Here is a 582-nt window from a genome sequence, read left to right as displayed (position 1 = left end):
TGGCCGGCGACAATTAGCCTGACCGGTCGACGACAACTATCTTGGCCGGTTGGATCTGCAGCCGGGAAGGTCCGGAAGCGAGGGATAGAGTGCTCTTCTGACGACAGGCGTTGGGAGGCGCTCGGTGCCCGGCAAGAAGATCACGGACCAACAAGTGCGCAAATACAAGGAAGCAAGAAGGCAGGCGACGCAGCAGATCGCGGCGGCCCGGATGGGCATCAGCGTGCGCTCAGCACGGCGCATCGAGCAGGCTGACGGGTTGCCGTCGCAGCGCGGACCGAGGACATGGCGGACGCGCGCCGATCCGTTGGCGGACGTCTGGGAGCAGGAGCTGGTGCCCTTGCTCGAGCGCGAACCCGGGCTGCAGGGCCGAACCCTGCTCGAGGAGTTGCAGCGCCGTCACGGTGAGGTGTTCGGCGATGGGGTGCTGCGCACCCTGCAGCGGCGGATCCGCATGTGGCGCGCCGAGCACGGACACGAGAAGGAGGTGTTCTTCTCGCAAGCCAATCCGCCGGGCCGTTTGGCGCTGTCGGACTTCACGGTGTGTGACGAACTCAGGATCACGGTGGGCGGCGAACACTT

At 66.0% G+C, this 582-nt stretch carries 1 protein-coding gene; it reads left to right on the top strand.

What is annotated here, in order from left to right; genetic code table 11:
* Positions 1–124: 124 nt before the first annotated feature.
* A partial coding sequence (locus ACUH78_RS19495) for an IS21 family transposase (RefSeq protein WP_510497629.1) occupies positions 125–582 on the top strand: 458 nt, incomplete at its 3' end.

Source organism: Thauera sp. ZXT1-4 (assembly GCF_052598215.2).
Note: the sequence above shows the minus strand (reverse complement) of the source record. Positions and strands in the feature narration are given on the sequence as shown.